General features: G+C 69.5%; 18 protein-coding genes. 3 read left to right on the top strand and 15 right to left on the bottom strand.

Annotated features, from left to right (window positions below; genetic code table 11):
* Positions 1-25: 25 nt before the first annotated feature.
* The 8 genes from ABTZ89_RS03825 to ABTZ89_RS03790 form a co-directional block, all read right to left on the bottom strand.
* Positions 26-403 carry a Rieske (2Fe-2S) protein gene (locus tag ABTZ89_RS03825; RefSeq protein ID WP_351039759.1) on the bottom strand — a complete coding sequence of 126 codons (378 nt, stop codon included), beginning with the start codon at positions 401-403 and terminating at the stop codon, positions 26-28.
* Positions 400-690 carry a hypothetical protein gene (locus ABTZ89_RS03820; RefSeq protein WP_270948187.1) on the bottom strand — a complete coding sequence of 97 codons (291 nt, stop codon included), beginning with the start codon at positions 688-690 and terminating at the stop codon, positions 400-402. Before ABTZ89_RS03820 ends, ABTZ89_RS03825 begins: the two co-directional genes overlap by 4 nt.
* A gap of 1 nt (position 691) precedes the next feature.
* Entirely contained in the window at positions 692-1,957 is a 1,266-nt protein-coding gene (locus ABTZ89_RS03815; protein ID WP_351039755.1) for an amidohydrolase family protein, read from the bottom strand.
* Between the two features lie 22 nt (positions 1,958-1,979).
* Entirely contained in the window at positions 1,980-3,143 is a 1,164-nt protein-coding gene (locus ABTZ89_RS03810; RefSeq protein WP_351039753.1) for an ABC transporter ATP-binding protein, read from the bottom strand.
* Positions 3,144-3,189: 46 nt separating this feature from the next.
* Positions 3,190-4,305: an ABC transporter substrate-binding protein gene (locus tag ABTZ89_RS03805; RefSeq protein ID WP_270948184.1), complete on the bottom strand. Its 1,116-nt coding sequence runs from the start codon at positions 4,303-4,305 to the stop codon at positions 3,190-3,192.
* A 16-nt stretch (positions 4,306-4,321) separates the two neighbouring features.
* Positions 4,322-6,085 (bottom strand): ABC transporter permease, encoded by a 1,764-nt coding sequence (locus ABTZ89_RS03800; RefSeq protein ID WP_351039751.1) that lies wholly within the window; start codon positions 6,083-6,085, stop codon positions 4,322-4,324.
* 199 nt (positions 6,086-6,284) lie between these two features.
* Positions 6,285-7,334 (bottom strand): pyridoxal phosphate-dependent aminotransferase, encoded by a 1,050-nt coding sequence (locus ABTZ89_RS03795; RefSeq protein ID WP_270948182.1) that lies wholly within the window; start codon positions 7,332-7,334, stop codon positions 6,285-6,287.
* Positions 7,335-7,421: 87 nt separating this feature from the next.
* Positions 7,422-8,150, bottom strand: coding sequence for a FadR/GntR family transcriptional regulator (locus tag ABTZ89_RS03790; protein WP_351039747.1), 729 nt, complete (start codon positions 8,148-8,150; stop codon positions 7,422-7,424).
* A 119-nt stretch (positions 8,151-8,269) separates the two neighbouring features.
* Here ABTZ89_RS03790 and ABTZ89_RS03785 point away from each other — a divergent pair, with 119 nt between their 5' ends.
* Positions 8,270-9,475 carry a M20 metallopeptidase family protein gene (locus ABTZ89_RS03785; protein ID WP_351039744.1) on the top strand — a complete coding sequence of 402 codons (1,206 nt, stop codon included), beginning with the start codon at positions 8,270-8,272 and terminating at the stop codon, positions 9,473-9,475.
* 15 nt (positions 9,476-9,490) lie between these two features.
* On the opposite strand, the gene ABTZ89_RS03780 is transcribed toward ABTZ89_RS03785, so the two are convergent.
* Positions 9,491-11,101: a thiamine pyrophosphate-binding protein gene (locus ABTZ89_RS03780; RefSeq protein WP_351039741.1), complete on the bottom strand. Its 1,611-nt coding sequence runs from the start codon at positions 11,099-11,101 to the stop codon at positions 9,491-9,493.
* A 132-nt stretch (positions 11,102-11,233) separates the two neighbouring features.
* Here ABTZ89_RS03780 and ABTZ89_RS03775 point away from each other — a divergent pair, with 132 nt between their 5' ends.
* Together ABTZ89_RS03775 and ABTZ89_RS03770 are read left to right on the top strand one after the other, a co-directional pair.
* Positions 11,234-12,397, top strand: coding sequence for a PucR family transcriptional regulator (locus ABTZ89_RS03775; protein WP_351039739.1), 1,164 nt, complete (start codon positions 11,234-11,236; stop codon positions 12,395-12,397).
* Positions 12,398-12,478: 81 nt separating this feature from the next.
* Positions 12,479-13,867: an aldehyde dehydrogenase family protein gene (locus tag ABTZ89_RS03770; protein ID WP_351039737.1), complete on the top strand. Its 1,389-nt coding sequence runs from the start codon at positions 12,479-12,481 to the stop codon at positions 13,865-13,867.
* Between the two features lie 53 nt (positions 13,868-13,920).
* Here the strand turns inward: ABTZ89_RS03770 and ABTZ89_RS03765 are convergent, their stop codons facing one another.
* The 6 genes from ABTZ89_RS03765 to ABTZ89_RS03740 are packed head-to-tail and all read right to left on the bottom strand — an operon-like array spanning position 13,921 to position 19,550.
* Entirely contained in the window at positions 13,921-15,570 is a 1,650-nt protein-coding gene (locus ABTZ89_RS03765; RefSeq protein ID WP_351039734.1) for an FAD-dependent monooxygenase, read from the bottom strand.
* Between the two features lie 10 nt (positions 15,571-15,580).
* Positions 15,581-16,558 carry a flavin reductase gene (locus ABTZ89_RS03760; RefSeq protein WP_351039731.1) on the bottom strand — a complete coding sequence of 326 codons (978 nt, stop codon included), beginning with the start codon at positions 16,556-16,558 and terminating at the stop codon, positions 15,581-15,583.
* A 4-nt stretch (positions 16,559-16,562) separates the two neighbouring features.
* Positions 16,563-17,213 (bottom strand): 4-carboxy-4-hydroxy-2-oxoadipate aldolase/oxaloacetate decarboxylase, encoded by a 651-nt coding sequence (locus ABTZ89_RS03755; protein ID WP_351039728.1) that lies wholly within the window; start codon positions 17,211-17,213, stop codon positions 16,563-16,565.
* Positions 17,210-17,863, bottom strand: a complete 654-nt coding sequence (locus tag ABTZ89_RS03750; RefSeq protein WP_351039725.1) for an RraA family protein — start codon at positions 17,861-17,863, stop codon at positions 17,210-17,212. Before ABTZ89_RS03750 ends, ABTZ89_RS03755 begins: the two co-directional genes overlap by 4 nt.
* The gene (locus ABTZ89_RS03745; RefSeq protein WP_270948172.1) at positions 17,863-18,531 is read right to left on the bottom strand and encodes an RraA family protein; all 669 of its coding nucleotides are present in this window, start codon (positions 18,529-18,531) and stop codon (positions 17,863-17,865) included. The genes ABTZ89_RS03750 and ABTZ89_RS03745 overlap by 1 nt, the downstream gene beginning before the upstream one ends.
* A 2-nt stretch (positions 18,532-18,533) precedes the next feature.
* Entirely contained in the window at positions 18,534-19,550 is a 1,017-nt protein-coding gene (locus ABTZ89_RS03740; RefSeq protein WP_351039722.1) for a DODA-type extradiol aromatic ring-opening family dioxygenase, read from the bottom strand.
* Positions 19,551-19,556: the final 6 nt, after the last annotated feature.

Genomic DNA, 19,556 nt, shown 5'->3' with positions numbered 1-19,556 from the left:
GGTCCCGGGGACGTGCCACCAGTCGTCAGATCGTCACGATGACCTCGTCGTCCTCCACGCGTACCGGGATCGGCCGCAGCCCGACGTCAGGATTCGCCGGATGCCGGCCCGTGAGGACGTCGAATTCGAAACCGTGCCAAGGGCACACGATGTTGCGGTCGGCCGGGTGGAAGGCGGGTCCGGCGTTCTTCCGGTCCTCGCGCAGCGGCTGGATCGTCCGCGGCATGATCTTCCCCTGGCAAACCGGGCCTCCCTGGTGCGGGCACGCGTTGTGCCATGCCCGCACCTCGCCTTCGTGGAAGTAGACGCCCAGTTCCAGACCGTCCACTTCGACCACGATGCGTTCGCGTTCGCGGAGGTCGGCCAGTCCGGCGACGACGACGTCGCGGTGCGCGGTGCTCATTCCGCCCTCCGGTACCAGATTGCCATGTCGAACAGGTTCACGTCGGCGGCGTCCAGCAGCGCTGTCACCAGAACGACCGTCTCGGTCGCGGTCAGGGCGTCCTCGTGGACCGGCCACGCGATCTTGCCCACCCGGTCGGTTTTCGCCGAGAACAAGCGTGCTGCCGCGTAGAGGAGGTCGGCGATGTCCTCATCGGCGACCTCGGCGGCCCGGTCGTGCTCGGTGACATCGCGGGTCAGCTCGCCCAGGCGCGCGACCAACGAGGTCAGTTCAGGAGTCGAAGTCATGTCACGAGATCCCGGGGCGTTCCTGGAGCACGCTCTTCGCGGCGGGCTTCCGGCGGTCGGTGGGGAGGTTGAACACGCGGGCGGCGTTGAGCCCGAGGATGTTGCGCTTGGCCTGCTCCGACAAGAACGGCAGGCGCGCGATCGTCGACGGCGCGTCCCAGTCCCAGTGCGGCCAGTCCGACGAGTACAGCAGCTGCGTTTCGGCGTTGAACGCCTTCATCCCCGCTTCCAGGAGCTCCATGCTGGTGCGCTCCATCGGCTGGCTCGTGTACCACATCTCCTTCATGTACTCGCTCGGCAGGCGAGTCAGGCCCGGGGCCTCACTAGGGCGCATCAGCACCTCGTGGTCGAGCCGCTGCATGAGGAACGGGATCCACGCCAATCCGCTCTCCACCCAGACCATCTTGAGGTCCGGGAACCGCTCGGGCATCGCGTTGATGATCCAGTTGGTCACGTGGATCTGGTTGTAGTGCGTGAAGGACAGCGCGTGCATCGACAGGAACCGGTTCAGCTGGGCGAAGGACGGGTCGCCCCAGTGGTAGCCGGAGTGGAACGCCAGCGGTTTGCCGCTCGCTTCGATCAGCCCGTACAGCCTCGTGTACACGTCCGAGTGCACCGGGTTGTTGCGGGTCGAGCACACCGTGTACCCGATGATCCCGTCGTCGCCGGCGTACTTCTCCACGAGTTCCTCGCAGACCTCCGGCGTGTTGTACGGCAGGTACAGCATGCCTTTGAGCCGATCGTCCTGCGGGAGCACGACTTCGGTCAGCCAGCGGTTGAACGCCCGCCCCAGCACGACCTCGATCTCGTCCTGCGGGTGCATGCCCAGCAGCAGCATCGCGCTCGGGAACACGACCTGGTAGTCGAGCCCCATCGCGTCCATGCCGCGCCGCGCCGCGGTGACGAACGGGTGCCCGGACTCGCCGTCCAGCGGCTCCTTGCGGCCCTGGTGCCCGATCCGCCCGCCGACGCTCTGGTGCGACATCCCGGGCTGGATGTTCAGCAGCGCGTTGTTGCCGGCGAACTTGCCGAGCTGATCCATCCCGATGTGGCGCCACACGTCGTTGTCGATGAGTTCGAGGACCTCGCCCCAGAAGTGGTCCTCCGAGACGTGGGCGTCGATGTCGACGATGAAGTAGTCGTCGTACTCCCGCTCCGCCTGCTTGGTCGCGTGGGAGAGGACGTCGCGGGTGTCGGTGCGCCCGCCGATCTCGGCGAGCTCCCGGATCCGCGGCCCGTCGGAACGGGGCGTGGGAAAGTCGGGCACGGATTCGTCCCTTCGTCCGGCGTCAGCGGGGCGCGACGACGGCATCGGTCATCGTGGTCAGGTAGTCGTCCGCGGCAGGCGTCGCGCCCTCGCGCACGATCACGACGGCCCGGTCCGGGTTCACCGCGAAGGTGTGCTCCTCACCGGCCGCCGGAACCGCGTCCGCGGACAGCTCCGCCGTCTCGGCGCGCACGCGCATCGGGAGCCCGTCCGACCGGACCAGGAGGTTGACCGCGCTGCCGAGGTAGGTCGTCCGCTCGACGGTGCCGCGGAACTTTCCGGTTCCGGTGCTTCCGGCGGGGCACAGCCGGGCGTGCGCCGCGCGGAACGCGATGTCGGCCCGGTCCCCCACCGACGCTTCGCCGGTCGTGATCCCGGAGAACACGTGCGAGGTGTCGTCGACGCGCACTTCTGCGGTCTTGCCGCGCACCCCGACAACGGTGCCCGGCAGGATGTTCTGGAAGCCCATGAAATCCGCTACGTACGCGGAATTCGGCCGGTCGTACAGAGTGCTGGGCGTGCCGTCCTGCACGATGACGCCCTCGTTCATCACGATGATCCGGTCCGACAGCGTGATCGCTTCCTCCTGGTCGTGCGTCACGTAGACCGAGGTCGTCTCGAACCGGTTGTGCAGGGCTCGCACCTGCTGCCCCATCTGGTACCGCAGCTTGCTGTCCAAGTTGGACAGGGGTTCGTCGTAGAAGATGATGCCCGGCCGGGCGGCCAGCGCGCGGGCCAGCGCCACGCGCTGCTGCTGGCCGCCCGACAGGGCGGTGACCGGGCGCTTCCCGAGGTCGGAAAGGCCGACGGCGTCGAGCATCTCCTGCACGCGCTGCGCGCGCTCCCGGCCAGGCATCCGGGCGACCTTGAGCGGGTAGGCGACGTTGTCCGTGACGTTCAGGTGCGGCCAGAGCGCGTAGCTCTGGAACACCATGCCGACCCGCCGCTTGTCCGCGGGTACGAACGTGCGCCGCGCGGTGTCGACCACGACCCGGTCGCCCATGGCGATCCGTCCCGAGGTCGGCCGCTCCAGCCCGGCCAAGCAGCGCAACGTGGTCGTCTTGCCGCAGCCCGAGGGGCCGAGCAACGTCACGAACTGCCCGGACGCGATCGTCAGATCCAGTTCGTGCAGCGCCGCCTTCGCGCCGTACTTCTTGGTGAGTCCGGATACCTGGACCTCGGTCATCGTGATCTGCGCTTTCTCCTCGGCCGCAACGGGAACGACGCCTGCGTCACTTCTTGAACGCCTGGTTGATGAAGTCGAAGTAGGGCTTGTTGAACGCGGGGTCGGGGTTGGAGAACGGCAGCCGCGGAAGCTTGTCCAGCGGCGGCAGGCCGGCCGGGCCGGGCGCGGTCGGCGTCCGGCCGTAGGAGTTGTCCTTCTCCGCCAGCGCCTGCTGGCCCTCCGGGGAGTAGAGCCAGTTGACGTACAGCTGGGCGACCTCGGCGTTCGGCGCGTCCTTGATGAGGCACAGGGCCGACCGGGCCATGAAGTTCCCGCCGTCCTGGAGGGGGAACACCATGTCGATCGGCGCCCCCTTCTTCTTCTGCTGCTCGTAGTAGCCCTGGTACACGGCGATGCCGACCGGGAACCGGCCGCTGGCGACGTCGGTGGGCACCACCGGCTCCGACTGCGAGATCTGCAGGTCCTGGGCCGCCAGTTCCTGGATGTAGGAGCGCCCCCACTTCTGCTCGTTCTCGGGCACCATCAGCGAGGTCAGGATGTAGCGGATGCCGCCGGGGACGGTCATGTCGCCGACCGCGATCTTGCCCTTCCACTTCGGGTCGAGCAGATCGTGCCAGGTCTTCGGCGCGTCCTGCTTCTGCACCTGGTCGGTGTTGTACACGAACCCGAAGTAGCGCAGCGCGAAGTAGGTGAGCCTGCCGTCGTTGTCGGTCGGCACCTGAAAGCCGGGTTCGGCGGTGCGCACGTCCGCGGGCGTGCAGATGTTCGGCTTCTCCGCCGCTTGGGGCGATTCGCCGCCGACGTAGATGTCCGCGATGCGGTTGCCGCTCTGCGCCTCGGTGTCGAGCTTGGTGAGGATCTGGGCGTCGGCCTGGTCCTGCGGGAGCAGCTTGATGCCGGGGAAGCGCTTCACGAACACGTCGTTCATGGCCTGGTTCGCAGTCACCCCGGGCCCGTACAGCACGAGCTGGGTGTGCCCGGCCGCGAACGCCTTGTCGTACAGCTCGTTCATGTACTTGTTGGCCTCGGCCGACGCACCGGGCACCTCGACCGGCGTGCTCGACTTGGTCGCGCCCGCCGACGTGCAGGCGGTGAGCGCGGCGAGCAGACCGGCGGTGAGCGCCAGCGCCTGCGTGCGCAGCTTCGTGCGGGAGAACTTCATTGTTCTTCCTCTCGGGTCAGGCGGTGATTCGGGAGAGCGGGCCCGCGGACCGGTCGGAGCGGCCGCGGAGCCGGCCGCCGATCTTGGCGGAGAGCGCGGCGAGCGCGAGGACGGCGAACGCGGCGATCAGGATGATCATGAAAAGCGCCGCGCCCCGGGACATGTCACCGGTGAGGAACTGCTGGAACGCGGTCAGCGACACGGGTTCGAGGCCGGGCGGGGCCAGCAGCATCGGCACGGCGAGGTTCCCGGAGATGAAGAGGGCGGAAAGGAACCACCCGGCGAGGAAGCTCGGGATGACCAGGCGCAGCACGATGGTCACGAGCACGCGTCCCGCGCTCGCGCCGGACATGCGGCCCGCTTCCTCCAGTTCGGGCGACAGCTGGGCCAGCGCACCCTCGGCGATGCGGCTGGAGACCGGAATCGTGGCGACGATGAGCACGAGCGTCATCAGGAACGCCGAGCCGTAGAGCCCGCGGAAGGCGGGAATGTAGAGCACGGCGAACATGTAGGCCAGCCCGAGCACGACGCCGGGAAGCGCCCAGGGGATCCACACGGCGAACGAGGTGTAGCCCCGCAGGAATCCCTTGCGCCGCGCGGTGACGTAGGTCGTGAGCAGTGCGATCGAGATCGAGCCGAAACCACCGATGACCGCGAGCCACGCGGTGAGCGCCAGGCTCGAGCTGAACTGCGGATCGGTGAGCATCGTGACGTAGTTGTCGAGGGTGAAACCGGTGCTGGCGACGCCGAAGATCGGCTGGAGGCTGCCGAGCACCATCGCGAACAGCGGGAGCAGGAAGTTCAGCAGCACGACCACGACGATGAGCGCGGACAGGAGCCACCGGATCGGGCCCAGCTCCTGCGGATCGCGCCGCGAGGTCTTCCCGGTGAGCGTGGTGAAGCTGCGGCCCCGCAGCATCCAGCGCTGGGCGAGGAACAGCAGCAGCACCAGCACGATCAGCACGAGCGAGAGCGCGAACGCCTTGGTGTACTCGGCGGGTGCTTCGTCCCGGACGTAGCGGTAGATCTGCGTCGAGAAGACGTAGATGCCCGCCTGGCGACCGATCAGCTGCGGTCCGTCGAACGACTGGAACACCAGCACCGCGATGAGCAGGGCAGCGCCGGTGATCGCCGGGCCGACCGACGGCACGGTGATGGTGAAGAACGTGCGCACGGTGCCCGCCCCGCTGATCGCGGCGGCCTCGTCGAGCGACTGGTCCCGGTTCTTGAACGCGCCGAGCAGCAGCAGGTAGGCGAACGGCATGTACCCCAGCGAGGTCAGCAGGATCAGCCCGCCCCAGCCCTGGACGTCGATCAGCGGACCGTGCGTGCCGAGCGCCCGGCCGACCTGGTTGAGCAAGCCGTTCTGCGCGTTGCCGAGCATGATCCAGCCCAGCGTGTGGAACAGCGGCGGGACGAAGAGGTTGATCACCATGATCGGGGTGAGCAGCCGCCGCCCGGGAACGTTCGTGTTGGCGGCGATCCAGGCGAACAGCCCGCCGCCGGCGACCGAGATGGTGCCGCACACGACGACCAGCACGACCGAGTTCCACAGCGTCTGCCAGGTCTCGGGCGTTTCGAACGCCGCGAGGAAGCCGCCGACGGTGAACGGCATGTCGTCCGACGGCAACCCGTCGCGGAAGGCCCCGAGCACGATCATCGCCACGGGGTAGACGAAGATCAGCGTGAGCCCGGCGAGAAGGGTTGCTTTGAGCACACCGCCGGTGACCGAGCGGCGCAGCGATGCCCGCCGGTCCTGCACGAATAGGCGCTCCGTCACTGCCACACCTCTCCCTGCGAACGATCGGAGCCCCGCCGCGGGGACAGACCGCTCCGTCTGTCTTGCCTGTGAGCGTAAGAACTCGGGTGTGGCGCCTCTTCGAGCGGCGCTCCGAAGTCCTTCCGGTTTCCTCCGACACGGTGTCGGAGGAAACCCGCGGCCGCACGAGCGGAAAAGCGCGCCGGACCGCAGCGTCGGATCAGAGGAGGGCGGCGAGCACGGCGTCGTTCTCCTCGGGCAGCCCGATCGTCACCCGCGCCCCGCCTGCCTTCGGGAACGGCCGGGCGAGAACGCCGCGCGCTTCGAGCCGGGCCAGCAGGTCCGCAGCATCACCGTGCAGGAAAAGGAAATTCGCTTGACTGGGGACGAAGGAGACGTTTCCGGCCTCGAGCGCGGCCTCGACTCGGGCGCGTTCCGAGACGATGACCGCGGTTCTCTCCTTCGCCACCGCCAATCCGTCCGGTCCCAGTGCCGCGATGACCGCGGCTTCGGCCACGCTGTTGAGCGCGAACCCGACCGAGGTGCGGCGCAGCGCTTCCGCGATGCGCGGCGCGGCCGCGGCGTAGCCGACGCGGATCCCCGCCAAACCGTGCGCTTTGGACAGCGTCCGCAGCAGCACGAGGTTCTCGAACTCGTCGAGCAATCCGACAGTGGCGTCGACCGGTTCGGAAGACACGAACTCGCGGTACGCCTCGTCGACGACGACCAGGACGCTCGGCGGGACTCGCCGCAGGAAGTCCCGGATGTCCTCGACGCCGCGCATCCCACCCGTCGGGTTGTTGGGATTGCAGAGGTAGACGATGCGGGTTTCCGGGCCGACCGCGGCGAGCATCGCGTCGAGGTCCATCGCGCCGTTCCCGTCGAGACCGACCTCTGTGGACTCCGCACCGGCCAGCGACAGCGCGGCCGCATATGCCTCGAAGGACGGTGCGGGGCGAACGCCGTGCACTCCTGGTTCGCACACGAGCCGGGCGAGTGCGTGCAGCAGGGTGCCGGAGCCGTTGTCGATCGCGATCCGCCCGGGGTCGAGCCCCATCGCCCCGGCGACCGCGGCGCGCGCCGCGGAACGGTGGTAATCGGGGTAGCGGTGGGCGTTCCGGACCGCCTCGGTCATCGCGGCGACGATCACGTCCGCGGGCGCCCACGGCATTTCGTTCTGCGACAGGCGTATCGGCGGAAGTGCGCCGCGGGCCGAGCGATCGGGGGCGGCGAGTACGCGGTCGACCACACTGCGGAGCTCCAGCAGCATGCATCCTCCTCGAGCCGGAGATTAGCTGTAATGAATATACACAATTTTGAGCGCGCGTACATCCACGAATTTCTCCGGCTCGAGGAGTCAGGAGGGCCGGGAGGCCACCACCAGGCGGCGATGCCGCGAGATCGCCGAGTCCGCGAGCTCGTGGTCCCGGCGGGCGACCGCCTCGGCGAAATCGAGGTGGGTACGCAGCCGCTCCTGGGTGGTCGGCGCGGTGACGCCTTCGAGCCCCGCCGCGATGATGTAGTCGACCAGGTTCGTGTACAGGCTGCGCAACAGCTCGTTCGGCGACACCTGGGCGATCCGCGCGTGCAGCGCCCAGATCGCGGTCGGCGCCTCGGCGGAATTCCACGCCGCCTGCAGCGTCTCAGCGCACGCGGCGATCTCGGCGATGTCCTCGTCGTTCGCGTTCTCGACCGCGTCGTGCAGCACCGAACCGTCGAGCGCGTCGAGGACGCGGAGGCAGTTCTCCACGGTCGCCTTCCCTTCGCGCAGTTGCAGCAGCTGATCGCTGAGGTGCATGAACGGCGAGCGCGTCGCGACGAAGATTCCGCCACCCGGACCGGGTTTCGCGTCGACGATCCCGCGGGCGCGCAGCAGCTGGATCGCCTCGCTCAGCGTCGCCGGCGCAACCCCGAAGCGTGCCATCAGCTCTTGGCGGCGCCCGATGAAGTGCCCGGCGCTCCAGCCCTCCGAGATGATCTCGTCCTCGAGCGCGCGGGCGACCTGGACGGCGGCGACGGTGTTCGTGATCTGCGGCAAGAAGTCCTCCGAAGTGCTCGTTCCGGTGACGTCGCCAACGCGGGTCACGCGTAGTAACAGATTAGAGGCGGACCGGAGCCCCGCACACTCGGGATCATCTATATTGATTGTAGTCATTAGCCAGGTGTGTCTCCAGCGCGGCGCGCACCCGTGTCGAAGGAGCCCCGATGCCGGTGTCCGCCCCGATCCTCGCCGACGCCGCCGCGCTGCTGCCCGACCTGATCGCCTTCCGCCGAGCCCTGCACGCCCATCCCGAAGCCGGGTTCGCCCTCCCCCGCACTCAGCGCGCCGTCCTGACCGCGCTGGACGGGCTCGATCTCGAAGTGACGCCCGGCCCGCACGACTTCACGTCGATCGTCGCAGTGCTTCGCGGCGTGCGTCCCGGACCGTCCGTCGTGCTGCGAGCCGACATGGACGCGCTGCGCGTCACGGAGGAGACCGGGTTGCCGTTCGCTTCGCAGGAGCGCGGCTTGATGCACGCCTGCGGGCACGACCTGCACACGGCTGCGCTCGTCGGCGCGGCGAAGCTGCTCAGCGCGCGCCGTGCGGAAATCGAGGGCTCGGTGGTGTTCATGTTCGAGCCCGGCGAAGAAGCGGGCGGGGGCGCGCGGCGGATGATCGAGGAGGGCGTGCTCTCGGCAGCAGGAGAACGCGCCGAGGCCGCGTACGGCATCCACGTCCTGCCCGGCCGGGCAGGCGTGTTCTCGACCCGCCCCGGAGCGGTCATGGCCGGAGCCAGCAGCTTGACCGTGCGCGTGCTCGGGCGAAGCGGCCACGGGTCGCGTCCGCACCAGGCGGTGGATCCGGTTCCCGCTGCGGCGCAGATCATCTCGGCACTGCACACCTACGTCACCCGGCGGTTCCCGGTGTTCGACCCGGTCGTGCTGTCGGTGACCAAGATGCAGGCGAGCGAGATCATCAACGCGATCCCCGACGAAGCGACGCTCGGGGCGACGATTCGCGCGCTTTCCCGGGACAGCGTTGAGATCCTCTCCCGGGAGCTGCCGTCGCTCGCGGACGGGATCGCCTCGGCGTTCGGTTGCGGTGCGGAATCCGAGATCCGGTCGGTCTATCCCGTCACGGAGAACGATCCGAAGACCGCAGCGCGCGCTTTGAACGTCCTCGGCGATCTGTTCGGCGCGGATCGCGCGCTCGCTCTTGAGCATCCGGTGATGGCGTCGGAGAGCTTTTCCGCTGTGCTGGACGAAGTTCCCGGCGCCTTCGTCTTCCTCGGCGCCACTCCGGACGGGATCGACCCCGACATGGCGGAGATGAACCACTCGCCGCGTGCGCTGTTCGACGACAGCGTGCTCGGCGACCAGGCGGCGTCGCTGGCGTCGCTCGCGCTGAGCCACGTCGGCGCCGCCGCCTGACCGAGCCGGTCCGCCTCAGTGCCTTTCGTGGATCAGCGGCCACGGGGACGGGAACACGTCGACCGGCACCTTCACGATCGCCGGGCGGCGGGCCGCGATCGCTGCCGCCACGTGCTTCTCGACGGCTTCGGCGTCTTCGGCGAGCGCGAAGTCCAGCCCGAAAGACTGCGCGAGGACGCCGAAATCGGGATTGGTCAGGTCTGAGCCGATGAACCGGCCGCCGTAGGTATCGCGCTGGATGCGCCACACGTTGCCGAACCGGGAGTCCTCGAACAGCACCGTCACCAGCGGGATGCCGTACTTCTTGGCCGTCGCGAACTCCTGCATCGACCAGCCGATGCCGCCGTCACCGGTCACCGCCACGACCGGGCGGCCGCCCGCACCCACCGCAGCGCCGAGCGCGGTCGGCATCGCGTAGCCGAGCGTGCCCTGGTATCCGGGCCACACGTAGGACCTCGGCGCCTGCACCGGAAAGCCGTACGTCGACACGTATCCGATCTGCGTCAGCTCGTTGACGTAGATCCCGTCTTCGGGCAGTGCCGCGCGGATCGCGTCGACGAATTCCATCTGCGGAGCGGCCTGTTCCCGGATGCGGGCATCGCAGTCCTCGCGGAGCCTGCGCAGCTCGTCGCCCCAGGTCGAGCGAGGCACGAGCCGCTCGACCAGTGCCGCCAGCACGGTCACCGCGTCGGCGTTGACCGCGAGGTCCGGGCGACGCGGCGGGCGGAGGTCGGCCGCGTCGATGTTGACCAGCGCGAGCCGCGCGTCGCCGATGTTCAGCTGCTGCCCGAACGGTGTCAGGAACCGGCTGCCGAACGAGACCACGAGATCCGCTGCGGCCCGCAGCTCCCACAACGCGAACGCGGGCAGCGCGTGCGGATCCCGCGCGTCGATCGCACCGCGTCCGTTCTCGCTCATGACCACGGGAGCGTCGAGCAGTTCGGCCAGCCGTGCCAGGAGTTCGAACGCACGCGGGTCCCGCATCCCGCCCCCGACGTGGATCACCGGCCGGCTGCTCGCCGCCAGCAATCGCGCGAGTTCGGCGACTTCCCCCTCCGGAGCTTCCGGCTGCTGGACCGCGAACGGCTCGCCAGGATCGAGGTCGGCCACTGCGTGCAGCAGATCAGGACCCAGTTCGAGCGCGACCGGACGCGGCCGCCCGGTGCGCATCTGCCGGAACCCCTCGTGCACCAGATCCGGGATTTCCTCGACCCGCGTCGGCCGCGCGGACCACTTCGTCAGCCCCTCGACGGTGTCGGTCTGCCGCGGGATCTCGTGCAGCGCACCGAGTCCCGAGCCGACGAGCGGCGACGGAATGGTCCCGGCCAGCAGCATCACCTGCGACGAGCACGCGTAGGCCGTCGCCATTCCCGCGCCGGCGTTCAGGACACCCGGCCCGGGCACGACCATCGCAACCCCAGGCCGCCCGGACGCGCGGTAGTAGCCGTCGGCCATGTAGCTGGTGGCCTGCTCGTGCCGCGGCACGAGCAGCTCCAGCTCCTCCCGCACGCGGTACACGCCGTCGGTGAGCCCGTCCAGCTGGACCCCGGGAATGCCGAAAACCGTGTCGACGCCCTCGCTGATGAGCGCCCTGGCGAGCGCGTCACCGCCTGTCATCTGAGCCATGCGGATCCCTCTCGTCAAATGTCTATAATGAATATAAGCAAAGCTCGAGCGGACTGGCAACGGGCGGCGGATCACCGCGGAGCCGACCTGCGCTCGGCCGCGCGAGCACCGCGGCCATCGGAAAGGCGGGCGATGAATCTCGAAGGACAGGTCCAGGCCTACGCCGACCGGCTCGGCCGGCCCATCATCGTGTTCGACGTCGATTTCACGGTGATCGCGTTCAGCGTGCACGACCAGGACGTCGATCACGCGCGGCTGGCGATAATCTTGTCCCACAAAGGATCTTCGCGGGCCCGGGAGTCCATCCGGGACTACCGGGTGAGCCGAGCGCAGGGCCCGGTCCGCATCCCGCCGCTCGACGGCGGCCAGTCCCGCCTGGTCGCACCGGTCCGGCACGAGGGACGGCTCGTCGGCTACCTCTCCTCGACGATCCCCGAGGACGACGAATCCGCCTACGAGGACGACGACGAGCTCCGCGAGCGCCGGGCCCAGATCGGACTGCTGCTGGCCGCCATGGCGCTCGGCAACCGCGAAGACGAGGATCGCGCGCTGCGACTGCTCACCGGACTCCTGGAGGGCAACGGCGACCAGCGCGTCCGAGCGGCCGACGAACTGCTCGCGAGCGGCCTGCTCTCCCCGGTCCCGCACTACACGGTCATCTCGATCGCCACCCCGCCCCGAGCCGAACCCAGTTCGGCAACACTCCGGCTGGTGCTGGACCGGGCGCTGTCGACGATCCCCGGCTTCCCCACCCTGAAGGCGGTCGGCGCGGTGCTCGGCGGCGAAGCGGTACTGCTCGTGCCGTACGAGGTCGACACCGAGCGGTTGTCGACCCTCCTTGCGCAGCCCGCCTTTTCCGGCCTGCACGCCGGAGTCGGCGGAGCGCACGCGCCGCTGTCCCGCGCGTACCAGTCGCAGCGGGAAGCCCGGATCGCCCTGCGCGGCGGCATCACCGATCCAGGGTGCGACCGCGTGGTCCACTGGTCGAACCTGGGACTGGACCGGCTGCTGCTGCAACTCCCGCTCGAGGACCTCGGCGCCGCGGACCTCCCCGACGCCGTTCGGCTGCTGCTCGACGCGCAGTCCGGGCCCGATCTCGCGCACACCCTGGAGACGTACCTCGACTGCGGCTGCGACGCGCAACGGACGGCTCAAGCGCTCCACATCCACCGCAGCACCCTCTACTACCGGTTGGACCGGGTGCGCGCGGTCGCCGATGTCGACCTCTCCGACGGAAAGGTGCGGCGGGAACTCCACACCGGGTTGCGCGTGGCAACCCTCGCGGGCCTGCGCTGAACCGGGCCGCGGACTTCGGCGGTGGCCCCGTCGCCCGTAATTCACTATATTCAATGTAGTCTTTTACCGAAGGGTCCCCTCATGAACTCACTGCTGACCACCGTCTCGGTTCCGGAGGGCCGCGGGCGGCCGATCCTGGACGCCGCGACGCGCGAAGTCATCGGCCACGCACCCGTCCACACGGTCGACGAGCTGGACGCCGCGATCTCCGCTGCCGCTGCCGCACAACCCGGCTGGGCCGCTTCGGGACACGCCGAACGGTCGCGGCTCCTGCACGTCATCGCCGACGACATCGACGCGCACGCCGAAGAACTCGGCGAGATCATCACCCACGAGCAGGGCAAAGCCGGTGGTGCCGGTGAAGCCCACGCCGCTGCGCACTGGCTGCGGGCCGCGGCGGACGCGGTGCTGGAACCGCAGGTGCTGGAGGACGATGGCACGTCGCGCGCGGAGCTGCACTACGTCCCGCTCGGTGTGGTCGCGTCCATCGGCCCGTGGAACTTCCCCGTGATGATCGCCGTGTGGCACCTCGCCCCTGCGCTGCGGATGGGGAACGCGGTGGTGCTCAAGCCTTCCGAGAACACCCCGCTGAGCGTGCTCGCCCTCGCCGAGATCTTCCGCCGGCACCTCCCCGCGGACGTGCTCACCGCGATTTCCGGGGATCGCGAGGTCGGTGCCGCGCTGGCCGCACACCCCCGGATCGCCAAGATCGTGTTCACCGGGTCGACCGCGACCGGGCGGCGGATCGTCGAAAGCTCGGCGGGCAACCTCGCCCGCCTCACCCTGGAACTCGGCGGGAACGACGCCGCGATCGTGCTGCCCGGCACCGACGTGGACGCCGTCGCGGACAAGCTCTTCTGGGCGGCTTTCATGAACACCGGCCAGGTGTGCGCGGCGCTCAAGCGGCTGTACGTGCACGAATCGATCTACGCCGACGTCGTGTCGGCGTTGGCCGAACGCGCCGAGAAAGCACCCATGGGACCGGGTAGCGACAAGGCGAACCGGCTCGGACCGGTGCAGAACCCCGCGCAGTTCGAGATCGTGTCCCAGCTGGTGGACGACGCCCGAGAACGCGGCGCCCGCATCGTCACCGGAGGCGAGCCGGCGGCGGAACTTGGTCCGCTGTTCTACCGGTCGACGATCATCGCCGACGTCGAGGACGGCGCCCCCGTGGTCGACGAGGAGCAGTTCGGCCCGGTGCTGCCGGTGATCCGGTACTCCGAGGTGGACGACGCGGTGCGCCGGGCCAACAGCACCGACCAGGGCTTGGGCGCCTCGGTGTGGGGACCCGATCCCGACGAAGCGGAGGTGGTGGCGCAGCGGCTGGAGGCCGGCACCGTGTGGATCAACCAGCACGGCGGGGTCGATCCGGCGATTCCGTTCGGCGGGACGAAGTCCTCGGGCTACGGGCTGGAGTTCGGCGTCGAAGGGCTGAAAGCCATGGCTGCCACCAAAATCATCCGCCGCTGAGCAGCAGGAAGGGCGGGGCCGCTCCCCAGGAGGCCCCGCCCTTCCGCTGCCGATCACCCGGCGTTCGCGCCGCGCAGCTGCTCCCACAGCTGCGCGGCCTCCTCCCGATCCGGTGCACCACCCCGCCAGACCACCGTCTGGTCCTGGCGAACCAAGGTGATCGGGTGCCGGTACTCCCCCGGCGCCACATCCACCTCGACGACGCCGAACGGGATTCCTCGGCGTTGCGCCTCCTCGGTCAGCACGGCAACGTCGGCACCGAGCCTGACGACAGCCGTGTATCCGGGCGAGAGGTGGTCGTAGAGCGAAGATCCGTCGGCCAAGGTGAAGTGCGGTGCGCGACAACCCGGCACGGTGGACGGAACGTAGGTGCCCATCGTGTAGCCGGGAGCGTCCTCGCCGTCGTAGGCGATGATCGGGGAGCCGTGGTAGGCGTACCCGTAGTTCAGCCCGGCAGCGGCGAACTGCGGCTCGTTGAGCTCGCGCACCGCGGCACCGAAGGATCGACGCGCTGCCTCCCCTTCCGGGGTGTCGTCTTCGAGCGCTCCGGGGAGTCCCGGCCGCGCGAGCTTCCGCTGGTGGTCCATCGCGAAGTGCGACACCTGCTCGGTGATCGGCCGCCGCTCGGCTTCGTAGGCGTCCAGAATCCCTTCCTCGGCCCAGCCGCCCAGATGAGCGCCGAGCAGCCAGGTCAGGTCGAGCACATCCGCGATACCGGCGTTCATCCCGAAACCCGCGAACGGAACCCACAGGTGGGAGGCGTCGCCCGCGAGGAACACCCGGCGGTCCCGAAAGCGGTCGGCCAGCAGGCGACGCGCGACCCAGTCCTCCTTCGAGACGACGTCGTACTCGAACGCCTCGTCCACCCCGAGGATCGCGCGGATCGCCGCGTCGCGGTCGACCGAGCCTTCGGTCTCGGCTTCCTCGGGGGACAGGTAGGTGTGCACGAGGAACGTTTCGGTGCCGTCGATCGCATACACGTGGCCGACGCGCCGGGCGTTGAACGTGTAGTAGCCCCACGCGCGCGGCTCGTCGGCCGACATCAGCGAGTACAGCTTCGGCGCGCGGATGCAGGTGGATTGCACGTGCTGGAGCACCGGATCACCGCTGAGCTTCGCGCCGATCTGCTTGCGCACCGCCGAGCGGCCGCCGTCCGCCCCGATGAAGTACCGGGCGCGCAGCGTGCGTTCGCTCGAACCGTCCACATCGGACACGACTGCCGAAACCGACGACGCATCCTGTTCATGCGAAAGGAACCGAGTCCGGTTGAGCAGCGTCACGCCGGGCGCGGCCGCGGCACGTCGGGCGAGGATCGGTTCCAGGAAGGTCTGGTTGATCCGGTGCGGCGGCTCCGGCGTCGCCCAGCTCGTGTCGGGGCCGATGCGGGAGGTGTACCGCACCCCGCTCGCCGGGATCGGGATGCGCGACAGCTCCCGGCCGGTCAACGAGGTCCGGAACGCGACGTCCTGCGGGTAGTCGTGCGGGAGTCCGGCCGCGCGCACCTCGGCGGCGATCCCGAGCCTGCGGAAGCTCTCCATGGTGCGCGAGGCGACGTGGTTGCACTTGACGTTCGGCGGTTCGAGGAACTCCCGTTCCTCCACGACGATCGCCGAGACACCCCGGCTGCTCAGGTCCAGCGCGGCGACGAGGCCGACCGGCCCGGCGCCGATGATGAGGACGTCCGTGTCCGTGGTCTGCGTCATGTCACTCCGTTCAGCACTGCATCCCCTGCGCGACGACGCCGAGGTGCTCGGTCATCAGCCGGCGGGCGGCGGTCTCGTCGCGGCCCTCGATCGCTTCGAGGATGCGGCGATGCGCGCCCACCGCCCTGGTCGCTCGCTCGGCGTTGGTGTGCACGGCGTACGCGCTTTCCCGAGGGCGGTTGAGCGCACCCACCGACGCGGCGATCGCCGGGTTCCCGCTGAGCAACCCCAGCCGGGCGTGGAATTCCAGCGACAGCGGGTTGTACCGGCCTGCGTCCTGCACGTGCTTTTCCGATTCGTCGACCAGCGCTCGCAACTGCGCCACCTGGGCGTCGGTGGCCTCGCGAGCGGCTAGCGCGGCGGCGGCGGGTTCGACCGCGTGCTGCGCTTCCAGGAGCTGCTCGGTCCGCATGCCGTGCAGGTGCAGCTGGACCGAAAGCGAGTCCGAGATCCGGCCGATGTCCGCCTCGACAGCCCGATCTTCCTCCTCCACGCTGAGTTCGCGGTATTCGCCCGACCAGTACAGCAACGGCTGCCCGGTTCCACCGCCCGCCGAGACGACTTCCCCGACCAGGATGATGTGGTCGCCGCCGCCCAGCATCGTGTGCACGGTGCAGTCGAACCAGCTCAGCGCGCCGGTGACGACCGGCGCTCCGGTGGCCTCGGTGCGCGTCTCGACCTCGTCGAACCGCTCCTTGCTCCGGCCGCGTCCCCGGCGGGCGAAGCAGGCGGACACCTGCTGCTGGTGGCGGCCGAGCACGTTGATCGCGAAGACCCCGCTCGCCCGGATCTCGTCGAGGATCGGGCTGTGCACGTTGATCGAGACGGTCACCAGAAGCGGGTTCAACGACAGGGAGACGAACGATGTCGCCGTGATTCCGTAGAGGTGCCCGTCCAGTGCCGTTGTCACGACGGTGACGCCGGAGGCGAACCTTCCGGCCGCCTGGCGGAAGCTGTCGATTCGCCGCTGCTCCTCATCGGCAGTCATGGCTTCACCTCGCCGGGTCGGATTCGCGGACCGGGGAGCCGAGGTGGCGGAAGCCGTAGACGTCCAGCGTCGTCTCACCGGAACGGAGGCGGTCCATGATGGCCCCTTCTTTCCCCGCGCGAGCTCGAGAGGCCTCCAGGACGCGGTCGTACTCCCCCGCCGGGAGCACGACGATCCCATCGCGGTCGGCCACCACGATGTCGCCCCGGCGGACGACCCTGCCGCGCAGGGTGATCGGGATCCCCACCGTGCCCGGCCACTGCTTGATCGTCCCGCGGATCGAGATCGCCGTGCTGAACGCCGGGAAGCCCAGCAACTCGAGCTGCTGGGTGTCCCGCACGCCGCCGTCGATGACCAGGCCTCGGATGCCGCGCGCCTGCGCCGCGACGGCCATCACCTCGCCCCAGTACCCGAACGGCGCGCCACCAGCGTCCACGACGAGCACATCGCCAGGACCAGCCGCCTCGATTCCGTGGTGCAGCGCGAGGTTGTCGCCGACCTGCGCCGATACCGGCACCGCGCGGCCGACCACCTGCGCACCGTCCCAGGCCGGCCGGAACGCGGCGTCCAGGAAGCAGTCGAGGCCGGAGGCCTCGTACAGGGTGGCCGTGCCCAGCGCTAGCAGTTCGCGATCGTCTTCGTCCAGAGTGGTCATGAGTCCGCCCGCTGCAGATCGTGGTAGCCGTACTTCGCGCGGGCTTCGGCGATCGTCGCGCCGCCGAGGGCAGCGGCGAGGATCGCTTCTTCGCGCGCGTGGATCATCTCGGCGGTCTCGAGCACCTGTTCCTCGCAGTCCCGCGGGATCGCCACGACGCCGTCGGAGTCGCCGAGCAGGAGGTCGCCGTGCCGGACGGTCACACCGCCGATGGTCACCGGTCCGCGTTCTTCGGCCACCTCGACCCGGTCCTTGCCGGTGCGCATGAAGCGGCCGCGGCTGTAGATCGGGTAACCGATGGACAGCGCCCGGTGCGTGTCTCGGCAGACGCCTTCGATCACCGTGCCCGAAATGCCGCGCTGGTGCGCCACCGCGGTGAGGATGTCGCCCCACACGGTGCAATCGAGTCGGCCGTCGTTGTCGAGCACGATCACCTGCCCGCGCTCGACCTGGTCGATGAAGTCGCCCACGGTGCCTGCGGGGACCTGCGCGCTCACGTACCGCACGGTGAACGCGCGGCCGATCATGCGCTGGCCGTCCGACAGCGGAGCCAGCCCGAGCAGGCTGCCCGGGCGCTTGAGCTTGTCGAGGGCGTCGGAGACCGTCGCGGTGCCGAGCACCGCGAACCGGTCGAGGATGGGATCGGACATCAGCGCTGCTCCGCGGTGACTGTGGGGAATTGGGAATCGTGCATGACTTCTCGCACGTCGCGGCCCGAGCGGACGGCCTCGGCCATCCGCGCTTCGCGTTCCGCGATGCGCTGTGCGAGGCCGCTGACGCGTTCGGCGTCACCGGCGGCGATGAAGACCACACCGTTGACGTCGGCGATCACGTAGTCGTGCGCTGCTACCGAGACACCGGCCACCTGGATCCGCTCGTCCATGGCTTCCTGCACGATGCGGCCCCGCGCGCTGACCGGAACGGCCGTCCGCGCGAAGACCGGGAGCGCGAGCGCTTCGCTCTCCTGAACGTCGCGGCAGGCGCCGTCGACGATGACGCCTGCCACCCCGCGCCGCACCGCAGCCTCGGCTAGCAGGCCGCCCCAGCAGGACACATCGGTGCGGCCGTGGTTGTCGATCACCACGACGTCGCCGGGCTCGGTGGTCGCCACGAGCGGCGACGCGATGTGGGTCGCGGGTCCGTCCGTCGCTTTGGGAGCCGCGGTGACGGTGCGCACACGGCCGGCCAGGACCGCGCCCGCGGGCCACATCGGGGTCAGCGCGGTGACCGCGCCGGGCAGTCCGAGGGTGTCCAGCGCGTCGGAAACCGCACAGCTGTCGAGTCCGCGCAGCGCGGCGACGATCTCTTCGGGAGACATGATCACTTCCGTTCCCAGGTGAGGAAGCACATCGCGTTGCCGGTGCCCGCTTCCGTGCGGTAGCACGGCACGTAATCGGCGCTCGTCACGTCGAGGCCGGCCTCATCGGCGATCCCGGCCACCGCGATCCAGTTGCGCAGCTCCGACGCGCCGGACCGCATCTCGGCGGCCGGGACCACCGAGAGGTAGCCGGCGTCGTGGTCCCGCAGCGCCTGGATGAACTCCTGGTCCAGCTTCTCGTCGATCACGAAGTGGCTGAGCCCGCCCGAAGCGACGACGCCGACGCGCAGATCACCGGGGAACGACCGGATCGCCCGGCCGACGGCGCGGCCGAAGTCGTAGCAGCGCTTGGCCCCCGGCGGATTCGGCTCCCAGAAGGTGTTGATGAAGATCGGCACCATCGGCACCGTCGACTCCTGGCCGAGGAACCGCTGGTAGATGAAGCCGAACCCGTGCGGGATCGTGTGGTTCCCGTACCGGCCGGCCGGGATGACCTCGGTGGCCCCGGTGTCGAAGTCCTCGGCCTGGGTGGACTGGATGATGTGCTTGCCGAGTTCGCGATGCGTGGGCCGCATGATCGTGCGGTCCGGGACGTCGCCGGCCGCGGCGTCGGCGAGGCCGGGAGCCATCGCGTCGAGCTGCTCCTGCGTGAACGGCACGTGCGCGACCTCGTCGCCCCAGTACACCGAGAACGGCGCCAGCCATTCGTCCCCGTAGGTCTCCTTGTGGTCGCTGGAGACGATGACGAGGACGTCCACGTCCTGCGCGTGGACGAAGTCCGCGAGCCGGTCCATCGACCGCTGGCAGCTGTCCCAGCGCCGCCGCATCACCTCGGGGGTGATCTCGTGGGAGAAGTCCTCGCGCAGTTCGCGCAGTTCCTCGTAGGTGTACGTCCCGCCGCGGAACTTCAACCCCTCGCTGCGCCGGTCGGCCTTCCCCCTCGTCTCCCAGGCTTCCGGCGGCGGGGCTTTGAGCTGCGGTCCGTGCGAGGTGCCGAACCCGGCGACGATCTCGGTCATGACCGT

This window comes from Saccharopolyspora sp. NPDC002686, assembly GCF_040295745.1.
In the GTDB taxonomy this organism is placed as follows: domain Bacteria; phylum Actinomycetota; class Actinomycetes; order Mycobacteriales; family Pseudonocardiaceae; genus Saccharopolyspora; species Saccharopolyspora oryzae.
The sequence above is the reverse complement of the archived record's forward strand: the minus strand, read 5'-3'. Positions and strand labels throughout refer to the sequence as shown.